The 15,333-nt window shown below is 64.1% G+C and carries 14 protein-coding genes and 1 tRNA gene; 6 read left to right on the forward strand and 9 right to left on the reverse strand.

What is annotated here, in order from left to right; genetic code table 11:
- Positions 1–56: 56 nt before the first annotated feature.
- From F9Z44_RS15410 to F9Z44_RS15430, 5 genes are all read left to right on the forward strand, one after another.
- A complete protein-coding gene (locus F9Z44_RS15410; RefSeq protein ID WP_159607589.1) occupies positions 57–596 on the forward strand; it encodes a hypothetical protein in 540 nt (179 codons plus the stop codon).
- A 71-nt stretch (positions 597–667) separates the two neighbouring features.
- Positions 668–1,772 (forward strand): peptide chain release factor 2 gene (gene prfB, locus F9Z44_RS15415; protein WP_159607591.1). Its coding sequence is split into 2 segments (ribosomal slippage): positions 668–748 and positions 750–1,772, totalling 1,104 coding nucleotides; the frame shifts between segments, so codons are not numbered across the junction.
- Between the two features lie 2 nt (positions 1,773–1,774).
- Positions 1,775–4,471 carry an aminopeptidase N gene (gene pepN / locus F9Z44_RS15420; protein WP_201449972.1) on the forward strand — a complete coding sequence of 899 codons (2,697 nt, stop codon included), beginning with the start codon at positions 1,775–1,777 and terminating at the stop codon, positions 4,469–4,471.
- Between the two features lie 71 nt (positions 4,472–4,542).
- Positions 4,543–5,550: a class 1 fructose-bisphosphatase gene (locus F9Z44_RS15425; RefSeq protein ID WP_159607593.1), complete on the forward strand. Its 1,008-nt coding sequence runs from the start codon at positions 4,543–4,545 to the stop codon at positions 5,548–5,550.
- Between the two features lie 11 nt (positions 5,551–5,561).
- Positions 5,562–5,637, forward strand: a tRNA-Thr gene (locus F9Z44_RS15430).
- Between the two features lie 69 nt (positions 5,638–5,706).
- Here the strand turns inward: F9Z44_RS15430 and F9Z44_RS15435 are convergent.
- Positions 5,707–6,966 carry an NAD(P)/FAD-dependent oxidoreductase gene (locus F9Z44_RS15435; RefSeq protein WP_159607595.1) on the reverse strand — a complete coding sequence of 420 codons (1,260 nt, stop codon included), beginning with the start codon at positions 6,964–6,966 and terminating at the stop codon, positions 5,707–5,709.
- A gap of 201 nt (positions 6,967–7,167) precedes the next feature.
- On the opposite strand from F9Z44_RS15435, the gene F9Z44_RS15440 reads away from it, so the two are divergent.
- Positions 7,168–8,175: a porin gene (locus F9Z44_RS15440; RefSeq protein ID WP_159607597.1), complete on the forward strand. Its 1,008-nt coding sequence runs from the start codon at positions 7,168–7,170 to the stop codon at positions 8,173–8,175.
- A gap of 82 nt (positions 8,176–8,257) precedes the next feature.
- Here F9Z44_RS15440 and soxB read toward each other — a convergent pair whose 3' ends face one another.
- The 8 genes from soxB to soxC form a co-directional block, all read right to left on the reverse strand.
- Positions 8,258–9,982 (reverse strand): thiosulfohydrolase SoxB, encoded by a 1,725-nt coding sequence (gene soxB, locus F9Z44_RS15445; RefSeq protein ID WP_159607599.1) that lies wholly within the window; start codon positions 9,980–9,982, stop codon positions 8,258–8,260.
- A 95-nt stretch (positions 9,983–10,077) separates the two neighbouring features.
- On the reverse strand, positions 10,078–10,728 hold the full coding sequence (soxX, locus tag F9Z44_RS15450) for a sulfur oxidation c-type cytochrome SoxX (RefSeq protein ID WP_159607601.1): 651 nt from the start codon (positions 10,726–10,728) through the stop codon (positions 10,078–10,080).
- 16 nt (positions 10,729–10,744) lie between these two features.
- Positions 10,745–11,551, reverse strand: a complete 807-nt coding sequence (gene soxA, locus F9Z44_RS15455; RefSeq protein ID WP_159607603.1) for a sulfur oxidation c-type cytochrome SoxA — start codon at positions 11,549–11,551, stop codon at positions 10,745–10,747.
- 44 nt (positions 11,552–11,595) lie between these two features.
- On the reverse strand, positions 11,596–11,907 hold the full coding sequence (gene soxZ / locus F9Z44_RS15460; protein ID WP_172823073.1) for a thiosulfate oxidation carrier complex protein SoxZ: 312 nt from the start codon (positions 11,905–11,907) through the stop codon (positions 11,596–11,598).
- A gap of 51 nt (positions 11,908–11,958) precedes the next feature.
- Positions 11,959–12,414 carry a thiosulfate oxidation carrier protein SoxY gene (soxY, locus tag F9Z44_RS15465; protein ID WP_159607605.1) on the reverse strand — a complete coding sequence of 152 codons (456 nt, stop codon included), beginning with the start codon at positions 12,412–12,414 and terminating at the stop codon, positions 11,959–11,961.
- A gap of 47 nt (positions 12,415–12,461) precedes the next feature.
- Complete coding sequence (locus F9Z44_RS15470; protein WP_274382129.1) at positions 12,462–12,800, reverse strand: c-type cytochrome; 339 nt, start codon at positions 12,798–12,800, stop codon at positions 12,462–12,464.
- A gap of 102 nt (positions 12,801–12,902) precedes the next feature.
- Complete coding sequence (locus F9Z44_RS15475) at positions 12,903–13,961, reverse strand: c-type cytochrome (protein ID WP_236574156.1); 1,059 nt, start codon at positions 13,959–13,961, stop codon at positions 12,903–12,905.
- Positions 13,962–13,971: 10 nt separating this feature from the next.
- Entirely contained in the window at positions 13,972–15,315 is a 1,344-nt protein-coding gene (gene soxC, locus F9Z44_RS15480; protein ID WP_159607609.1) for a sulfite dehydrogenase, read from the reverse strand.
- Positions 15,316–15,333: the final 18 nt, after the last annotated feature.

Below are 15,333 nucleotides of genomic sequence, written 5' to 3' on the forward strand. Positions count from 1 at the left end.
GGTTGTTGCAACCCCTTTACCGTCCGTTCAAGGAGCAGCCGGCATACTCGCGCGCTATGCCATTTATTCCACGCGCACTTTTCAAGCCCGCGGCCGTTGCCGCGCTGTGTCTTCTCATTGGTGCACCAGCCCTGGCGGGCGAAGGGGGACTCTGCCCGGGCTTTGACCAGCCCGCCAGTGCCGAGCCCGACGCACCACGGTACGAAGCCTTCTTCTCACCCTACACCCACCATTGGACGCCGAACGACGAACACGAACAGGTGTACGCCCTGAGCGTGAGCCGACTGTTGCCCAACAACCGCTATTGCGGGTTCAGCCTGTTCAACAACTCCTTCGGGCAACCCTCGGCCTACGCCTTCATCGGCAAGAGTTGGCCGGGTTTCTGGCAGGCCCAACCGGCGCTTTACGCCTCGTTGAGCGCGGGCGTCATCTACGGCTACGTCGGCAAGTACAAGAACAAGGTGCCGCTGAACGTGGGCGGCTTTTCGCCCGTGGTCATTCCCGCCATCGGCTACCGCCTGTCTCCCAAGAGCTCGCTCGAAATCCAGTTGCTGGGCACCGCGGCGGTCATGTTCGGTACCACCTGGCGCTTTTAACGGCCGCGGCCGTTCGGGACGGCATGGCGTGAGAAAATCGCGGTTTTGAACATCGACCGCAGGAACACCCCATGGAAGCCGAACGCAGCAACGCCATCCGAAGCCAGCTCGAAGACCTGACCACACGCGTGGTCGAGCTCCGGAGGTATCTTTGACTACGATGCCAAAGCATCGAAGTTGAAGGAAGTCGAGTCGGCTCTGGAAGACCCCACGGTCTGGAACGACCCCAAACGCGCCCAGGACCTGGGCCGCGAGAAAAAATACCTGGAAGACGTGGTGCTGGTGCTCGACCGCCTCACCGGTGAATTGACGGACAACACCGAACTGTTCGAGATGTCGAGCGAGGACGGCGACGACGCCGGCCTCATCACCATCGAAGGCGAAGCCGCCAAGGTCGCGGTCGAGGTTGAGAAGCTCGAATTCCGCCGCATGTTCAGCAACCCGGCCGATCCCTTGAATTGTTTCCTGGACATCCAGGCCGGCGCCGGTGGCACCGAGGCCTGCGACTGGGCCAGCATGCTGCTTCGCCAGTACCTGCGCTATGCCGAGCGCAAGGGCTTCAAGACCGTGATTGAGGACGAGACCGAGGGCGACACCGCCGGCATCAAGAGCGCCACCATCAAGATCGAGGGGGACTACGCCTTCGGCCTGCTGCGCACCGAAACCGGTGTGCACCGCCTGGTGCGCAAGAGCCCTTTCGACTCCTCGGGCGGTCGCCACACCTCGTTCGCGTCGGTGTTTGTGTACCCTGAGATCGACGATTCGATCGAGATCAACATCAACCCGTCTGACGTGCGCACCGACACCTACCGCGCGTCTGGCGCCGGTGGTCAGCACATCAACAAGACCGACTCGGCCGTGCGCCTCACGCACATCCCCACCGGCATCGTGGTGCAGTGCCAGGACGGTCGCAGCCAGCACGGCAACCGCGACGTGGCCTGGAAACGCCTGCGTTCCAAGCTCTACGACTTCGAGCTGCGCAAGCAGCAGGAAGAACAACAGAAGCTGGAAGACACCAAGACCGACGTGGGCTGGGGTCACCAGATCCGTTCTTACGTGCTGGACAACAGCCGCATCAAGGACCTGCGCACCAACGTCGAGATTTCCGCCACGCAAAAAGTGCTGGACGGCGATCTGGATCCCTTCATCGAAGCATCACTGAAGCAAGGCGTTTGACCATGAGCTCACTGCGTGAAGGCCCCACCACCGTGGTTCGCCGCGAAGATTACGCCGCCCCCGCCTACTTCGTCGACACGGTCGACCTCTGCTTCGACCTGGACCCGGCCAAGACACGCGTGCTCAACAAGATGCGCCTGCGCCGCAACCCGGCCGTGCCGTCGCAAGCCTTGCGGCTCGATGGTGAAGACCTGAACCTGGCCCGCGTGCTGGTCAACGGCGCCGGCTGCTCCTTCAAGATCGACGGCCAGCAGCTGGTGCTGGAGAGCCTGCCCGAGGGCACCGAGCCGTTCGATCTGGAAATCTTCACCACCTGCACGCCCGAGAAAAACACGCAGCTCATGGGCCTGTACGTGAGCCAGGGCACCTTCTTCACGCAGTGCGAGGCCGAAGGCTTTCGCCGCATCACGTATTTTCTGGACCGCCCCGATGTGATGGCCAGCTACAGCGTGACGCTGCGCGCCGACAAGGCCAGGTACCCGGTGCTGCTGTCCAACGGCAACCTGGTGGAAGAAGGAAAACTGCCCGATGGCCGCCACTTCGCCAAGTGGGTCGACCCGCACAAAAAGCCCTGCTATTTGTTCGCACTCGTTGCGGGCCAGCTGGTGGCGCGTGAACAGCGCATCACCTCGCGCAGCGGTGGCAACCACCTGCTGCAGGTGTATGTGCGCCCCGGCGACATGGACAAGACCGAACACGCCATGAACTCGCTGATTGCCAGCGTGGCTTGGGACGAAGCGCGCTTTGGCCTGCCGCTCGATCTGGAGCGCTTCATGATCGTGGCCACCGCCGACTTCAACATGGGCGCGATGGAGAACAAGGGTCTCAACATCTTCAACACCAAGTACGTGCTGGCCAACAGCGCCACCGCGACCGACACCGATTTCTCCAACATCGAATCGGTGGTGGGTCACGAGTACTTCCACAACTGGACCGGCAACCGCGTGACCTGCCGCGACTGGTTCCAGCTCTCGCTCAAGGAAGGCCTCACCGTCTTCCGCGATCAGGAATTCAGCATGGACCTGTGCGCCGAACCCTCGGCGCGTGCGGTCAAGCGCATCGAAGACGTGCGCGTGCTGCGCACGGCGCAGTTCCCCGAAGACGCCGGCCCCATGGCGCACCCGGTGCGGCCCGACAGCTACGCCGAGATCAACAACTTCTACACCGTCACCGTGTATGAAAAAGGCGCCGAGGTCGTGCGCATGATGCAGACGCTCGTGGGGCGCGAAGGTTTTGCCCAGGGCATGAAGCTCTACTTCGAGCGCCACGACGGCCAGGCGGTCACTTGCGACGACTTCGCGCAATCGGTGGCCGATGCCAACCCCCACAGCGATCTGGCCCGCCTGCTGCCGCAGTTCAAACGCTGGTACAGCCAGGCAGGCACACCCCGCCTGCACGCCAGTGGTGTGTTTGATGCTGCCGCCCGCAGCTACACGCTCACCGTCACCCAGAGCTGTGCACCCACACCAGGCCAGAGCGCCAAGGAGCCGTTCGTGATTCCGGTCTCGCTCGGCCTGCTCAGCGCCCAGGGCGCAGAACTGCCACTGCAGCTGGCCCACTGGACCCAACCCGAGGTCGGCAGCCGCACCTTTGTGCTGACGCAAGCCAGCGAAAGCTTCACCTTCGTCAATCTGGAGAGCGAGCCCGTTCCCTCGCTGCTGCGCGGCTTCTCGGCGCCCGTGGTGCTTGACTGCCACTACACCGACGCGCAGCTGCTCACGCTGCTGGCCTTCGACCCCGACCCGTTCAACCGCTGGGAAGCAGCCCAGCGCCTGGCCCTGCGCCGCGCGCTCATGGCCATCCAGAGCAACGAGCCGGTGCCGTCCACGCCGCTGGACGACGCTTACCTGGGCGCCATGCGCGAAGTCTTGCGCCACCCTGCGCTGGACGCAGCCTTCAAGGAACTGGTGCTCACGCTGCCCAGCGAGACCTACATCTCGGAGCAACTGGTTGAAGTCGATCCGCAGCGCGTGCACGCGGTGCGCGAAGCCATGCGCCTGCAACTGGCGCAGGCCCTGCAGGCCGACTGGGCCTGGGCCTTCGACGCGCACAAGGACAACGGCGCCTACCGCCCCGACCCGGTGAGCACTGGCCGCCGCGCGCTGGCCGGCATGTCGCTGACCATGCTGTGCCTGAACGCACGCGCCAGCGCAGACGCGGTGTGGCCCGGCAAGGCCTTCCAGCACTTCAAGGATGCGGGCAACATGACCGACCGCTTCAACGCCTTGTCGGCCCTGGTGGTGAGCGACCACGCGCTTGCGCGCGATGCCCTGGCCCGCTTCCATCAGATGTTCCAGAACGAAGACCTGGTGCTCGACAAATGGTTTGCCCTGCAGGCCGGCGCTCCCGACCGCGGCGGCAATGTGCTGCCCGCGGTGCGCCAGCTCATGAAGCACCCCGACTTCCACTTGAAGAACCCCAACCGCGCGCGCAGCGTGATCTTCAGCTACTGCAGCGCCAACCCAGGCGCCTTTCACCGCACCGACGCTGCAGGCTACCTCTACTGGAGCGAGCGTGTGCTCGAACTCGACGCCTTCAACCCGCAGGTGGCCGCCCGCCTGGCGCGCGCGCTCGACCGCTGGAAAAAACTTGCCGAGCCCTACCGCAGCGCCGCGCGCGAAGCCATTGCCCGTGTGGCAGCCAAAGCCGACCTGAGCAACGACGTGCGTGAAGTCGTCACGCGGGCTTTGGCAGACTGAAACCAACCGCCCGGACTGAGCTGCTGTCCCGTTCGGGCTGAGCCTGTCGAAGCCCTTCCTCACACATCACCATGACCAAACGCATCTCCCTCACCCGCTACCTCGTCGAACAACAACGCGTCGACGGGCATATTCCCTCCCAGCTGCGCCTGCTTCTGGAAGTGGTGGCTCGCGCCTGCAAGAGCATCAGCCAGGCTGTGAACAAAGGCGACCTCGGTGGCGTGCTCGGTGCCGCCACCACCGAGAACGTGCAAGGCGAGATGCAGAAACAGCTCGACATCATTGCCAACGAGGTGCTGATCGAAGCCAACGAATGGGGCGGCCACCTCGCGGCCATGGCCAGCGAGGAAATGGACAGCATCTACGTGGTGCCCAACCGCTACCCGCAAGGTGAATACCTGCTGCTGTTCGACCCGCTCGACGGCTCCAGCAACATCGACGTGAACGTGAGTATCGGCACCATCTTCAGCGTGCTCAAGAAGCCCGAAGGCAGCGCTGGTGTGAGCGAACAGGACTTCTTGCAACCCGGCGCCCAGCAAGTGGCCGCCGGCTACTGCGTGTACGGCCCGCAGACCACGCTGGTGCTCACCGTGGGCGACGGCGTGGCCATGTTCACGCTCGACCGCGAGCAGGGCTCGTTCGTGCTGACCAAAGAGAACGTGCAGATCCCGCCCGACACGAAGGAATTCGCCATCAACATGAGCAACATGCGCCACTGGGACGAACCGGTGAAGCGCTACGTGGACGAATGCCTGGCCGGCAAGGAAGGACCGCGCGGCAAGGACTTCAACATGCGCTGGGTCGCCAGCATGGTGGCCGACGTGCACCGCATCCTCACGCGCGGCGGCATCTTCATGTACCCATGGGACAAACGCGAGCCCGAGAAGCCAGGCAAGCTGCGCCTGATGTACGAGGCCAACCCCATGGGCTGGCTGATCGAACAGGCCGGCGGCGCCGCCACCAACGGCCAACAACGCATCCTGGACATCCAGCCCGGCAAACTGCACGAACGCGTGAGCGTGGTGCTGGGTTCGAAGAACGAAGTCGACCGGGTGACCAGCTACCACACCGGGCTATAATCTCGGGCGTTGCCGGTGTAGCTCAGTCGGTAGAGCAGCTCATTCGTAATGAGAAGGTCGGGTGTTCGATTCATCTCTCCGGCACCAACATTCAAAAAGCCCTGATTCCAAAGATTCAGGGCTTTTTTCATGGGCGGTCGAGAGGGTCTTCAACCTCTACCCAAACCGCTCCGGCGAAAACGGCCGCACGTCCACCCTCGGTGTTCCCCCGGTCATCATGGCCGCCAGCAGTTCTCCCGTCACCGGCCCCAGGGTGAAGCCTTGGTGGCCGTGCCCGAAGGCGCACCACAGGCCGGGCACGCCAGGCACGGCGCCGAAGACGGGTTTCATGTCGGGCATGCAGGGGCGTGTGCCCATCCAGGGTTCCGCGTCCACGCGTTCGCCGAGCGGGAAGTTCTGCCGTGCGATCTTTTCCGCGGCATCGATCTGGCTAGGCGTTCTGGGGGCATCGGCATTGGCGAGCTCGGCGCCGGTGGTAAGCCGCAGGCCGTCTTTCATGGGGGCGATCACGTAGCCGAATTCGGCATCGATGATGGTGCTGTTGAGGGGTCTTCCAGGGAGGTTCGCATAGTGCATGTGGTAGCCGCGCTTGGGGATCACGGGCGCGGAGTAGCCGAAGCGCGCGGTGAGCTGGGTGGTCCAGGGGCCGAGGGCCACCACCACCTGCTTCGCTTCCAGCGTGAACCCGTTGGCGGTTTCCACCTGCCAGCCACCTGCATCGGTCTGGCGCAGCGTGCCGGCATCGCCCAGGTGCACCGCCCCACCCCGCTGCTCGAACAGCCGCGCGTAGGCCTGCACCAGATCCCCGGGGCTGCGGATGGCCAGAGGATCGGTCCAACGCACGGCGCCGGCGAACGAGCCCACGAGCGCGGGCTCTTCCCTGGCCACGTCGGCGCCGGTGAGCTTGATGTGGTTCACACCGGCCTCGGCGCGCTCGTCGGCGACTTTGAAGAAGTCGAGCAGCTCGCGCTCGGTGCGGTAGAGCATGAGGTAGCCCCGGCCTGCCACGAGATGGCTGGCGCCCGCATCGTTCATCAGCTGCGTGTGCGTTTCCAGCGAGCGGGCGATGAGGGTTTCGTACTCGCGAGAGATCCGTTTGTACGGGCCGGGCGCCGAGTTGCGGTGGTAGTCCCACAGCGGCCCCAGCATGCGCGCGGCGTCAGCCGCGTGGTAGCGCACGTCGACGCGCTGGTTGGTGACGCCGGACATCAGGAAGCCCAGGTCGCGCGGCAGCGCGTAGGGGGCAATGGCTTCGCGCTGGATGATGCCGGCGTTGCCGTAGGAGGTTTCGAGTCCGGGCGCGCGCCGATCGAGCAGCGCCACGCTTTTTCCCAGTGCCTGCAGGTGCAGCGCGCACCCCACGCCGACCATGCCTGCACCGAGAACGATGGTGTCTTGTTTTGTGGTGAAACTCATTTTGGTTGCTGCGTTTTTTATTGCACTCTGATGACAGTCCTGGCGCCCTGTGGGGCTTCCGTTGTAAATATCGGGAAAACCCTGTTGCATTACATTGTCGTAATCAAATAAGCACTTCAAGTCCCTAGACTCCAAATCACTTTCTGCATAGTGCAGGAAGCACAGGCCACAAGCCCTGCATTTTTTCTTCGGAGCATCCACATGAAAAAGAGCCTCATCGCTCTGGCCGTCCTGGCCGCCACCACCGGCGCCATGGCGCAGTCCAACGTTACCCTTTATGGCCGCATCGACACCTCGATCGGCAGCGAGAAGCTCAACGGCGTGAGCACCTCGAAGCTGTTCAGCGGAAACCTGACATCCACACGCTGGGGTGTGCGCGGCACGGAAGACCTGGGCGGCGGTCTCAAAGCCATCTTTGGCCTGGAGCAAGGCTTTGACGCCAGCAACGGCACCCAAACCGCCGGCGACGCTTTCAACCGCATGTCCATCGTTGGCCTGAGCGGCGGTTTCGGCACGGTCAAGTTCGGCCGCCACGACACCTCGTTCGACGACATCCGCGACCTCACCGTCGTCAGCAACATCTTTGACTCGGGCACCTTCGCCACCACCGAAGGCGTGGTGGGCACGTCGGGCTACGCCGGTGTTGGTCAGCTCGCCGACTACGGCGACCGCGCCAGCAACCAGATCCGCTACGAGTCGCCTTCGTTCAGCGGTTTCTCGGCTGGCTTCAGCTACGGTCTTGACGAAGCGGCCGCCCCGGTGAAGCGCGATGTCACCGCGTTCAACCTGCGTTACAAGGCAGGCAACCTGGATGTGGGTTACGGCTACCAGGAAAACGCCAACGAAGTGGCCGCCAGCAACCTCGAATACAACACCCTGGGTGCCGCCTACAACTTCGGCAGCTTCCGCCTCTCCGGCGGCTGGAACCAGGCCAAGAACAAGGCCTCGCGCAAGTCGGACGCCTACAGCATCGGCGCCATCGTGCCGGTCGGCGCGTTCGACCTCTCGCTGGGCTACAGCACCGCCAAAGCCAAGCAGGGCAGCGCCACCTTCGAGAAGGGTGACGCATTCTCCGCAGCCGTGGCCTACAACCTGTCCAAGCGCACCCGCGTGTACGCAGGCCTGACCACCGGCGATATCGAGAACGCAGCGGGCACCAAGGTGCGCGAGCGCGAGGTCTACGCCCTGGGTCTGGCCCACACCTTCTGATTTCCCAAGCCCTCTCGACTCTCCAAGGCTTGTTTCAACCCACCGCTCGCAAGGGCGGTGGGTTTTTTGCGTTTGCAGCGCGTCAGGCCGCCAGCCCCGGATTGCCGTCCATGCCGATGATGCGCGGCGTGTTGATCTGCACGCCCTTGACCACCTTTTTGGCGCGCAGATAGCCCGAAACCACGTCCCAGATCGGCTCGCCCTTGGCGCCCTCCTGCACCGAGGCCCAGCCGGCCACCTTGTAGGTTTTGTCGGCTTCGATGAGCTTGCCTTTGAGGGTCATGTTGTTGATGCGCTGGCCCATGGGCGCGTTCGGCGTCATCGTGTATTGCATGCCGCCCACGCGGACCATGTCGCCGCCCTGCTGGTAGTAGGGGTCGGGGTTGAAGATGTTGTCGGCCACGTCTTCCAGGATGGTCTTGATCTGCTCGCCGGTGAAGGTGTTGAGCGTGGTGGCCGGGTAGGTCAGCGCCATCTGGTCCATCATGCGTTCATAGGTGATGGTGTCGCCCGGCAACAGCGAGGTGCCCCAGCGCACACCGGGCGAAAACGCGATGTCGGCGCCTTTGTTTTCCATCAGCGCGTCGCAGATCACCTGGTCCCACGAACCGTTGAAGTTGCCACGGCGGTACAGCAGGTCTTCGGTGACGGCGAGCTTCTCTTCGAGTTTGGCCTTGTAGGGCGCGCGCACCTTGTCGATGTGCACCTGCATCGCAGCGTCGGCCGGCAGCAGGTTGGAGAAGATGGGCAGCAGCTTGTATTGAAAGCCCTGCACCCGGCCAGCCCGCACGTCGAAGTCGAGCACGCCGAGGAACTTGCTGTTGGAGCCGGCGTTGGTCACCAGGGTCTGGCCACCAGCGTTCTTCACGATGATGGGCGCGGGCATACCGTCGTGGGTGTGGCCGCCGAGGATGGCGTCGATGCCGCGCACGCGAGCCGCCATCTTGATGTCCACGTCCATGCCGTTGTGCGAGAGCACCACCACCACCTGCGCGCCCTTGCCGCGCGCTTCATCCACCATCTTCTGCATGTGCTCGTCCTGGATGCCGAAGGTCCAGTCGGGCACCATGTAGCGCGGGTTGGCGATGGGCGTGTAGGGGAAGGCCTGACCGATCACCGCGACCTGCACGCCATTCATTTCGCGCATCGCATAGGGCTTGAAGACCATGTCCTCGAAGTCGGTCGTCTTGATGTTCTGCGCGAGGAATTCCATGTTCCCCTTCAGGTCCTTCTCCACGATCTCCTGCACGCGCCTGGCGCCAAAGGTGTGCTCCCAGTGCGAGGTCATCATGTTCACGCCGAGCAGCTTGCAGGCATCGACCATGTCCTGGCCGTTGGTCCACAACGAGGTGGCCGAACCCTGCCAGGTGTCGCCGCCGTCGAGCAGCAGCGCGTTGGGCCGGCTGGCCTTGAGTTGTTTGACCAGCGTGGCCATGTGCGCAAAGCCACCGACCTTGCCGTAGGTCTTGGCGGCCTGGCTGAAGTCGAGGTAAGAGAAGGCATGGGCCTGCGCACTTCCAGGTTTGATGCCGAATTGCTTGAGCAGCTTCTCGCCCACGATGTGCGGCGGACGGCCCACGGCCTCGGCCACGCCCAGGTTCACGCTGGGCTCGCGGAAATGGATGGGCGTGAGCTGTGCGTGGCAGTCGGTGAAGTGCAGAAAGCTCACGTTGCCGAACTTGGGCACGTCGTAGAGACGCTCACCCGCGCCGGGCGTTGCGGCCAGCACATCACGGTGGTTGAGGGCCATGCCGGTGGCGCTGGCCACGGCCAGCACCTGCATGAATTCACGGCGGCTGAAACTCATCTCTGCACCTGTCAATAATTGAACGCTGATATTCAAGCGAAATTTTTTGCGGAATCAAAGGCCCCTGGCCGCCAGTGGCGACCAGGGGCCCCACCTCATTTGTTGACGGGCGAAGCCGGGTCGAGCAGCAGCGCCATCACGTCCTGGATCTGCTTCTGGTTCAGGATGCCCATGTGGCCCACGCGCGGCATTTGTGAACACGCGTTGTAGGCGCGTGCGTTCCACAGCTTGCCCCAGGTGTATTCCACAATGGCCTTACCACCGGCGCTGCTCGGGTCGCTCACGCCGCGCAGCTTGCCGTAGTTGTAGAGGCTGGGGCCCAGCGTGCCGAAGGAGATTTCTTCCTTGCTGATCTGGTGGCAGTTGTAGCAATTGCCGCCGTTCTCGGTGGTGGCGGTGTCGGTCCAGGTGAGGCCGCGGCCGCTCTGAGCGATCTTCTCGCCCTCTTTCCAGTCGCCGATGAATTTGCCGTCGGAGGGCCATTTCACGGTCTTCATGCTGGCCTCTTCGATGGCTTGGGTCATCTTGGCGTCCAGCGGTTTGCCGGTGGCATCGGCCGCCGCGCACTCGGCGTTGGCCTGGTCCTGGTTGAGCCGGTCCAGCGTGGCAATGCCGCGCGCCTGGAACGAGCCTTTGAGCATGTCGGCGGTGGCTTTGTTCACGTCGGCTGGCGAGGGTGCCGAGGTGCAGCCAGACAACAGAACAGCCGCCACGGGCAGCAGGGCAAGAGAGAAGATTTTTGTCATGGTGTGTGTCTCCTGATCAGCGCTTGATGGCCGGCACGATGGACTCGGCCGACTTCGCGTTCACGCCCATGTAGACGGACAGGGCAATGGTGGCGTCGCTGCCGAACTTGGGCTCGGGCCAGCGCATCTGGCGGAAGCAGTCGTTCAGGCGCAGTTGCATGCCCCACATCTGCGCGTTGGACACACGGTAGGCCGGCCAGGCCGCAAAGCCGATGCCGTCGCCCGGGTTCTTGGTGAGGTTGGGCAGGTCTTGCAGGCGGATGCGTTTGTCGTCGCTGCCGTGGCACGAGGCACACGAAAAGTCGTGCGTGCCCCCGCGCGTGAAAAACAGTTGCTTGCCCGTGGCAAACATCATCTTTTCCTGCGGATGCGACTGCGACAGGTTGAAGCGCATGCCCTTGGAGGCCGTGGCCACATAGGTGGCCAGCGCGGTCACGTTGGCCATCTCGCCGCGGCCAAACGGTGTCTTGGCAATGTCCTCACCCTTGAAGCCTTGCAAGGTTTCCATGCAGGTGATCAGGCGCGTCTCCAGGTCTTGCACGCGCCCGGTGTCGGCAAAGAATTTGGGCAGCTCAACGAACGCCCCCTTGATGACCCCGGGCCCCTTGCCCAGATCGCACTGCTCCAGCGACACATTCTTCGGGCCCCGTTTCTGTTTCCAGAGCTCCTCACCCTTCATCTCGAACAGCTCGGCCGGGTTGCCGTCCTGCAGCATCTCGCGGTACTTGGCAATGCCTTCGGCGGCGGTGCCTTGTGCGTGGGTTGCGCCAGCGGCAACCAGGCCACTGAGCACCAAGACGGCGCGGCAAGCGTTGAATTTCATGGGTGTCTCCTCTTGTTATCGAATCGCGGAAAACGGGGCTCAGTTCAAGCGATCACAGCCTCATCGGTGCGGGTGTCGCCCTTGTTGTCGACCCATTTGACGACGACCTTGTCGCCCTTGGCGCCGCCCTTGAACTTGAAAGACAGGAAGGGGTTTTGCGCCACGGCGCCGCTGAAGGCGGCTTCCAGCACGACTTTGCCGTTGTGGGTGGCTTCCACGTCGCGAATGAAGTGGCCGGGGATGAGGGCGCCAGCCGCGTCGCGGCGGGTACCGGGCTCCATGATGTGGGACATGAGCACGCGGACGGTGGTTTCGTCACCAGCGACGGCGGCGCGGATGCGCATCGGATCTGCCATGTTGGACTCCTGAAATTCTGTGAAGGGTTGGGTGTGAGGGGGCGAGGGCGATCAGCCGCCGCAACCGCCGAGCGTGACCTTGGTTTCCTTGAAGGCCGAGAACAGCTTGCCGTCGGCACGGACCACGGCGAACACGTTGGAGCTCTGGCCCATCTTCAGGCGGGTCTGCACGTCGGCTGCGGTGCCGGCGGGAATCTTGAACCCGGCGGCCATGGGCGTTGGGTTCTTCTCGACGATGAGGTAGATCTCGGTGGTGTTGGCCAGCTTGCTGGTGGCGCCCACGGGCACCACGGCACCGTTTTCGGCGATGTCGGGAGCCACCACGGTGATCTGGTCGCTGTTGGCAGCGGTTCCACCCAGGGCCTTGACGGCATCGGCCATGGTCTTGATGTCAAAACCGGCTCGGTCCATGGCGGCGTGGGCCTGGCTCTGGGTGACGATGCCCAGCGAAACCAGCGTGGCGAAAGCCCCAGTGGTCTTGAGTGCACTTCTGCGTGAGTTGTTCATGGGGGGCTCCTGTGAAATGAGGAAAGGGCGAGAGTGTACGGTTGGGGTCACTGATCGGGGGCGCCGGCCAGGATCCACCCTGCCAGCAACTTGAGTTCATCGTCTTTCAACTGGGCTTGCGCCGGCATCGGCACCGGCCCATACAGACCAACGCCGCCCGACCGGATGCGCGCCGACACCTTGTCCAGGGCATCGGCCTGACCCTGGTGTTTGGCCGCCACGTCCTTGAAAGCGGGGCCCACGAGTTTCTTGTCCACCGCATGGCAAGCCAGGCAGGCACTTTTTGAGGCGAGCGTCTTGGCCGCTGCGGCGTTTTGCGCCAGGGCGGTGGTGTTGCTGAGCGCCAGCAGCGCCACCGCGAGCAGCGGGATTGAAGTCATCGGCATAGGTTAAGCACTCCAGGTGTGTGGGGAAATGGGGAATACCAGTACATGCGAATATTTAAGAAAGAGTGCATCTGATCGGCCATTCGACTCGACAGCCGCCAGTCACTTCGCGCCTGCGGCGATCCACCTGGCGATGGCGGTGGCCTCAATGGCGCTCAGTTGCGGCTGGGGCGGCATGGGCACGGCTCCAAACACGCCCACACCGCCTTCGCGGATCTTGATCGCCAGGTACGACTCCAGCCCTGCATTGCCCTTGTGCTTGACCGCGATGTCGCTGAAGGCCGGGCCCACGATCTTCTGGGTCATGCCATGGCAGGCGGTGCAGCTGTTGGCCGCCAGCAGGGGCTTCACATCGCCAGCGGCGGGCTTGGCCGCGGCCACCACCACTGGCACGGGCGCCGGTGCGCTGCCCAAAGGCACCGTGGGCGCGGGCTTGCTCGTGTCGGCACCGCGCACCGGGCCGATCACGCGGTTCTGCTCCTGGATGTTGCCGTGCGCGTCGCGCGCAAAGTCGGGCAGGAACGAGCGGATGGTGGTCTCCACCGGACAGTCCTTCATGCAGGCCACGTTCTTCACGTCGCCCTGGCCATTGGCTTTCCACAGCGGCTCGTGAAACACCATGCCGTTGCGGTTGGGCATGCGCTTTTGCACCTCGGCGATGTTCTGGTCGCTCAGCGTGAAGTCGGTCGGCACCACCTCGGCCAGGCTCAGGATGTAGGCCAGGACGCCGTACACCTCGTCGGGCTTGAGCGACTTCGGTGCGTTCCAGGGCATGGCGCGGTTGATGTAGTCCCACAGCGTGGAGACGGTGGCCACCTTCATCAGGGTGGTCTTCTGCGGGAAGGTGCTGCCCAACTCCAGGTTTTTCACCCGCCCGCGCTCGATGTCGGCCTTGGTCGTGCCGCCCACGATCGGCGTGAACACCTCGTTGCTCTCACCAAAACTGCCGTGGCAAGACGCGCACTGCGCTTCCCACACGCGCTCGCCCAGGGCCACACTGCCCGCACCTTGGGGCAGGCCCTTGAAGTCGGGGCGCACGTCGATGTCCCAGGCCTTCACCTCGGCCTGCGTGGCTGCGCGGCCCAGGTTGTGCCAGGGCGGGGATTGGGCAAAGGCCTGGCCAGCGATCAACGCCGCGCCGATCAACAGGGCCGCGCGCATCGACACGGCTTCAAAACACCTGGACATTGGAGACCTCGCCGTTTTCTGCAACGCGCCACGACTGGATGGCGTTCTGGTGGTAGACCGAACGCGTGCCCCGCACCGCGCGCAGCTGGTTGATCTTGGGCTGCACATAGCCCGTGCTGTCGATGGCGCGGCTTTGCAACACGGCGGGTTTGCCGTCCCACACCCAGTCGATGTTGAAGCGCGTGAGCGCCTTGGGCAGCACCGGTCCTTCAAGCCGCGCGGTGCGCCAGTTGCGCCCACCGTCCACGCTCACGTCCACCCGCTTCACCGTGCCCCGGCCAGACCAGGCCAGGCCCGTCACGTTGTAGTAGCCCTTGTCCAGCAGCGTCTGGCTGCCCGAGGGCGTGGTGATCACGCTCTTGCATTCCTGGATGCCGGTGTACTGACGGTGCGTGCCGTCGGGCATGTGGTCGATGTAGTGCACCGCTTCGTCTTTGGCGGCGTATTTCTGGTCACCCACTTCCAGGCGGCGCAGGTATTTCACCCAGCTCACGCCCTGCACGCCCGGCACGACCAGGCGCAGCGGATAGCCGTTTTCCGGGCGCAGCATCTCGCCGTTCATGGCCCAGGCCACGAGGCAGTCGTCCATGGCACGGTCGATGTCGATGGTGCGCGTCATCGAAGAACCGTCCGCGCCTTCGGCCAGGACGAACTTGCCGTTCTTCTTGTCGTACCCACACATCTCCAGCAGCGTGGAGAGCAGCACGCCGGTGAACTCGCAGCAGCTCACCATGCCGTGCGTGTACTGCACGGCGGGCAAGGCCACGTTGCCCCACTCGGGCGCGGAGTTGGCGCCGCATTCAATGAAGTGGATGCGCGAGACGCTGGGCAGGCGCATGAGGTCGTCCATGGTGAACACACGCTCGCGCTTCACCAGGCCATTGACCATGAGGCGGTGCTTGGAGGGGTCGATGTCCCACCAGCCCTGGTGGTGCCGCTCGAAGTGAAGACCGCTGGGCGTGATGATGCCGAACAGGCCTTGCAGCGGCGTGAAGCTCACCGAGGCCTGCGGCACGCGCGTGAGGCCCGGGCTCTGGCGGCGCTGCAGGTTGGCCTCCCACTGGCTGGGCTTGCCGTAGCCATCGGTGGCCACCGACTGCCCCAGGCCCGTGGTGTGTGGTGGCAGTTTCAGGATGGCCTCTTCGCCATCAGCAGCCACCGCGCGGGTGGCCACGGCGCTGCTGGCCGCCACGCCCGCGCCCATGGCCAGGGCACGCCCCATGAAGCTGCGGCGCGCCTTGCGGGCGAGCTCCAGCTTCTCGGCGCTCAGGTGGTTCTCGGGTGCGGGCAGCACGCGTCCGATCACATCATTCAGGTGGGGCGGCATGGGAATCTTCCTTCTTTG

Source organism: Hydrogenophaga sp. PBL-H3 (assembly GCF_010104355.1).
Classification (GTDB): Bacteria; Pseudomonadota; Gammaproteobacteria; order Burkholderiales; family Burkholderiaceae_C; genus Hydrogenophaga.

Coding starts and splice junctions, on each gene's coding strand:
- F9Z44_RS15475 (WP_236574156.1), bottom strand. CDS start 13,961: ATGCGCGCGGCCCTGTTGATCGGCGCGGCGTTGATCGCTGGCCAGGCC.
- F9Z44_RS15440 (WP_159607597.1), top strand. CDS start 7,168: ATGAAAAAGAGCCTCATCGCTCTGGCCGTCCTGGCCGCCACCACCGGC.
- soxX (WP_159607601.1), bottom strand. CDS start 10,728: ATGACAAAAATCTTCTCTCTTGCCCTGCTGCCCGTGGCGGCTGTTCTG.
- soxZ (WP_172823073.1), bottom strand. CDS start 11,907: ATGGCAGATCCGATGCGCATCCGCGCCGCCGTCGCTGGTGACGAAACC.
- F9Z44_RS15435 (WP_159607595.1), bottom strand. CDS start 6,966: ATGAGTTTCACCACAAAACAAGACACCATCGTTCTCGGTGCAGGCATG.
- pepN (WP_201449972.1), top strand. CDS start 1,775: ATGAGCTCACTGCGTGAAGGCCCCACCACCGTGGTTCGCCGCGAAGAT.
- F9Z44_RS15470 (WP_274382129.1), bottom strand. CDS start 12,800: ATGCCGATGACTTCAATCCCGCTGCTCGCGGTGGCGCTGCTGGCGCTC.
- soxA (WP_159607603.1), bottom strand. CDS start 11,551: ATGAAATTCAACGCTTGCCGCGCCGTCTTGGTGCTCAGTGGCCTGGTT.
- F9Z44_RS15425 (WP_159607593.1), top strand. CDS start 4,543: ATGACCAAACGCATCTCCCTCACCCGCTACCTCGTCGAACAACAACGC.
- soxY (WP_159607605.1), bottom strand. CDS start 12,414: ATGAACAACTCACGCAGAAGTGCACTCAAGACCACTGGGGCTTTCGCC.
- F9Z44_RS15410 (WP_159607589.1), top strand. CDS start 57: ATGCCATTTATTCCACGCGCACTTTTCAAGCCCGCGGCCGTTGCCGCG.
- soxC (WP_159607609.1), bottom strand. CDS start 15,315: ATGCCGCCCCACCTGAATGATGTGATCGGACGCGTGCTGCCCGCACCC.
- soxB (WP_159607599.1), bottom strand. CDS start 9,982: ATGAGTTTCAGCCGCCGTGAATTCATGCAGGTGCTGGCCGTGGCCAGC.